The following is a 3,229-nucleotide window of genomic DNA, read 5'->3' on the forward strand; positions in this document are numbered from 1 at the left end:
GCTCAAGCAATGGCGGAGAATTGCCACCCGCTACGACAAGCTCGCCACCAACTTCCTCGGCTTCGTCAAACTTGCCAACATCATGCTCTGGCTCAAATGATTAATTGGTCACTACAGCCTAGAGACAATACGTTCATCAATCACCTATCTGAGCCCGCGTGGACGACGCGATAGGTTTGCTCGCGTCTATCAAAAGTTGGTTCCAGCACTTGGTATACTTTTCAGCTGATACCTGAACGTCGAATTCCGTGCGAATCTTCTGCGACGCCGCGTGGCTCATCTGCGCAGCAGCGTCAGACTCAAAGCCGAATGCAACAGCCTTCATGATCCCTGCCATGTCGTCGGCGTCGCAGATGAACCCATCGGACCCGTGCTCGATGAGTTCCTCTATACCGGGAGAGGGGCTGCTGATGCAGATGCATCCTGCTGCCATGCCTTCCTTCACTGCGTTCGGGAGTCGCTCTCCAGGCTTGTACGAGAGCAGCAAGAACACCCGGGATCTGAACAACTGCTGGCGAACCTCGTCTTCGGAGCACCAGCCGAGAAAATTCACTCGATCCTCAATCTTCAGCTCCCGAGCCATCGCCACGAGGTTCATGCGCTCAGGACCGTCTCCAGCGATCGCAAGCGTGGCCTCCGGGTAGAGCGCAGCCACGCGCTCGAATACCCGCAGAATTCGGTCGAAACCTTTTTCGGCAATGAACCGGCCCGCAGTAAAGATGCGAAGAGCCCGTTGCTGAAGCGGCTTCCAATCGCCCGATAGGTAAGGTTTAATCTCAATTCCTCGGTGGATGACTTCAATTCTATGTCTGCCTATGAAGTACTCTATAGCCCTACGATTGACATAGGCATGCGTGAACAGTACTGGGCTTAGATGTGCAGTCCATTTCGTGATCGGGAGGCGCTTCTCAAGATCGTAAGCTCCCAGGAAAGCGGTAAAATGGGTCTGCGTCAAGAATGGCTTAGCAAGCAAGGCGACCATCGAAGGATAGTGCCCCCAGAACAAGTGGACGATATCGGGGCGGCTCTCAATGACGCGGCTTGCCACGCATGCTGCCGAAGGAAGTAGAAACAGGCACTTCAGCTTTTCCCGCCATGTCCAGCCGCCCGACAGGATAATTCGCAGCCCTAGTTTGATCACGATCAAGGCACCAGGCCTGCGCATCGCCCGTGGAAATTGTTTGAGAGACGAGAGGATCTCCGAAAATTTCCTCCCATTAAGCAAAGATAAAGTCTCGACCGAGTGTCCCATTCCGCGAAGGGCACGAACATCGCGTACTGCAAATGTCTCGGATGGTACGGGGTAGGATACGAACACCATGCTGATCCGCAGCAGATGCCTTTCAATGGTCATTTGCCTATCTCACCCTAACATAGCATCGAGATATTGCTGCGTCACATGGGAGACGTCGTATCTATGCAGAACCTCTCCTGGCCGTATGCCTGCTTTACCATTGATGCTGTTCAGAATGGCGCAAGCCATTGCTTCGGCATCACCCACTGGGACCAGAGCGCCCCATCTCCCATCTTCAAGAATCTCATCGGGTCCGCTAGGGCAGCGTGTTGCAACTACGGGCGTGCCACACGCCATAGCCTGAATGAGAGTATTCGGGAGACCTTCCCATCGCGATGATAAAACGTAAACACTGGCCCGTTTCATATGGGCGAAGGGATTGATGACGAACCCGGGCATCCAAAGATCGTCAGAAACCCCAAGTTCAAGTGCAAGTTGCTCTAACTTGGACCTCTCCTCGCCCTCTCCTAGAATAATCAGCCGAGCTGAAGCACGCTGCCGCACTCGTGCAAATGCATGAATGAGCGTTGAGAAGTCTTTCTGCGGCACAAGTCGGCCGACACCGAGAACAACTGGAAGTCCGTCGTCCCAAGGCCAACTCGGTGATGGTTCCGCACGTGCCTTTGCAGCGAATTTATCGTCGATGACAGGATTGAGGATCACTCTGGATGGATGCTGATCGGGAAGATCAAGCGCTTCGAACATCAGCGCGAGCGATCCCTGGGACACACCAATCAGCATGTCGGCCTGACGGTAGGCCCAGCGTGCCAAACCGACCTTCACCATTGATTTGAGCGAGCTATAATGGTCCTTAACCCCGATTGAATTGGCTTCTCGGATTAGGAAGCGAAGCGGACGTCGGGCCAGTATGCATGCGATGGCCGCTGCAACATTCGCATGCATCAGAGATGAGAGAAGAACGGCTGGCTTCTGTTGGCGAATATAGTGGCGAAGAGGTCGAATGCTGGTTATGACCCTGCCCGCTCCCAGATCGTGAACATTGATCCTTGGATCGAGCTCCTCAAGGTACGGCCCTGATTTGGAACTGAGGAGGAGATCAACCGTCAGATCTCTCTGAACCATCGCGTTCGCGAGAGTCACAATCACCCGCTCGGCACCGCCGCCAGCCAGAGAAGGAAGGAAGAACGCGATCCTTTGCGGCTGTGACACGATTTGGCCCTTCATTTGGATCCCCTGATGATCTTGAACCAGAATGAAGGAGTTTGAAAAACAGCTAGCTCTGGTATTCGGGCGTAACACGATCGATATACCTCCGATGAGATGAGCAGATGCAGTCAAGCTCTGTCATCCTACGCTTAGACTGTTCATGAAACGTGCACTATGGGGCTCCAGTTACTCTTAAGATCGCTCGCATGGCTCCTGATAGCGGCAACTGCTGCCGTTACCCTTTCTCCTCATCAGGTCAGGCCCTCCACTGCCGCCCCCGCCGACGTCGAGCGGGTTCTGGCGTTTATCCTTATTTCCGCGACACTTGCCTTTGCCTACCCTAAACAACGAGTCTCTGTTTTCATCCTAGCGGTGGTGATCGCAATCGTATTGGAGCTTGGGCAGAACCTGGTTCCGGATCGCCACGCCCATATCCATGATGCCTTGGTCAAGATAAACGGATCCATCGCTGGAGCACTCATTGCCGAATTCATGCAACGCTTCGGAACGCTCACATGGTTTAGGCTGCCGTCTGCCCTTAAGAGCATAATTCGAAAGCGCCGTAGTTAACACATGCAAAGCCTGCGATCTTAATTCCTTGAGAGCTCACCCCGCACGGACGGGAACTTGGCGCATCGGACGGGAACTTGCGCATCGGATCCCCGTATTGAGAGGAAGTTAAAGTGAGACTACCCATTCTCGTGACCGGAGCGGCCGGTTTCATCGGCTATCATGTGGCCGCGCGGCTGTTGGCCCAGGGCCATCAGG

4 protein-coding genes and 1 pseudogene are annotated in these 3,229 nt (G+C 54.2%); 3 read left to right on the forward strand and 2 right to left on the reverse strand.

Annotated elements, in window-relative coordinates:
• Positions 1–100: pseudogene (locus DC522_RS32880) on the forward strand (IS5/IS1182 family transposase); the annotation flags it as partial.
• A gap of 36 nt (positions 101–136) precedes the next feature.
• Here the strand turns inward: DC522_RS32880 and DC522_RS32885 are convergent.
• Positions 137–1,354, reverse strand: coding sequence for a glycosyltransferase (locus DC522_RS32885; RefSeq protein WP_116532611.1), 1,218 nt, complete (start codon positions 1,352–1,354; stop codon positions 137–139).
• Positions 1,355–1,363: 9 nt separating this feature from the next.
• Positions 1,364–2,479 (reverse strand): glycosyltransferase, encoded by a 1,116-nt coding sequence (locus DC522_RS32890; RefSeq protein ID WP_116532612.1) that lies wholly within the window; start codon positions 2,477–2,479, stop codon positions 1,364–1,366.
• A gap of 156 nt (positions 2,480–2,635) precedes the next feature.
• Here DC522_RS32890 and DC522_RS37700 point away from each other — a divergent pair, with 156 nt between their 5' ends.
• Entirely contained in the window at positions 2,636–3,031 is a 396-nt protein-coding gene (locus tag DC522_RS37700) for a VanZ family protein (protein ID WP_116532613.1), read from the forward strand.
• Between the two features lie 131 nt (positions 3,032–3,162).
• On the forward strand, positions 3,163–3,229 hold a 67-nt coding region (locus tag DC522_RS32900; protein WP_245444741.1), incomplete at its 3' end, for an NAD-dependent epimerase/dehydratase family protein.

The sequence above is a fragment of the Microvirga sp. KLBC 81 genome (genome assembly GCF_003075415.1).
GTDB lineage: Bacteria > Pseudomonadota > Alphaproteobacteria > Rhizobiales > Beijerinckiaceae > Microvirga.

Coding starts and splice junctions, on each gene's coding strand:
- DC522_RS37700 (WP_116532613.1), top strand. CDS start 2,636: ATGGGGCTCCAGTTACTCTTAAGATCGCTCGCATGGCTCCTGATAGCG.
- DC522_RS32890 (WP_116532612.1), bottom strand. CDS start 2,479: ATGAAGGGCCAAATCGTGTCACAGCCGCAAAGGATCGCGTTCTTCCTT.
- DC522_RS32885 (WP_116532611.1), bottom strand. CDS start 1,354: ATGACCATTGAAAGGCATCTGCTGCGGATCAGCATGGTGTTCGTATCC.